The organism is Geobacillus sp. B4113_201601, assembly GCF_001587475.1.
Lineage (GTDB): Bacteria > Bacillota > Bacilli > Bacillales > Anoxybacillaceae > Geobacillus > Geobacillus icigianus.
The window spans coordinates 1-486 of the sequence record NZ_LQYX01000054.1; the positions used below are offsets into that span (position 1 = coordinate 1).

The 486-nt window shown below is 50.8% G+C and carries 1 pseudogene; it reads right to left on the reverse strand.

What is annotated here, in order from left to right:
* A pseudogene (locus B4113_RS08005) lies at positions 1-486 on the reverse strand (helix-turn-helix domain-containing protein); the annotation flags it as partial.

The following is a 486-nucleotide window of genomic DNA, read 5'->3' on the forward strand; positions in this document are numbered from 1 at the left end:
TCTCCGAAGGGAAACTATACGTACGGCACCAACCGCGAGCAGTCATCGATATAAGCGATCAGAAACGTTTTCTGGGCTTTCCCATGGACGCGAATCGTGGGTCCATGGGATAAGTCTCCTTGCCATAGCTCATTGATCTGGTCATACGCAAAACGCTTTCGCTCCGGCATCGGCAAGATTTCTTTTCCCACTAGGTTGTGTTTTTTCAACAGTCGATATATAGTAAAATATGAGAGGGTGGTAGGAATGTCCCCCTGCTTGGTGAGTTGTTCATAGAAAACGGTAACGGGCATGGTGGGATGTTCCTTCCTCAACGCTAGAATATGATCCTCATCATCGGGCGACAGACGTCTGGAGCGGCCGCGGTCCGAACGGCGCTTCGGCTTCAAGGCGTCGAAGCCCCCTTTTTTGTATCGAGCACACCAATCCAGAATCGTCTTCGTCGCAATGAGTTTGTCCCCTTGATGAGGAATCGAGTGCACTCGC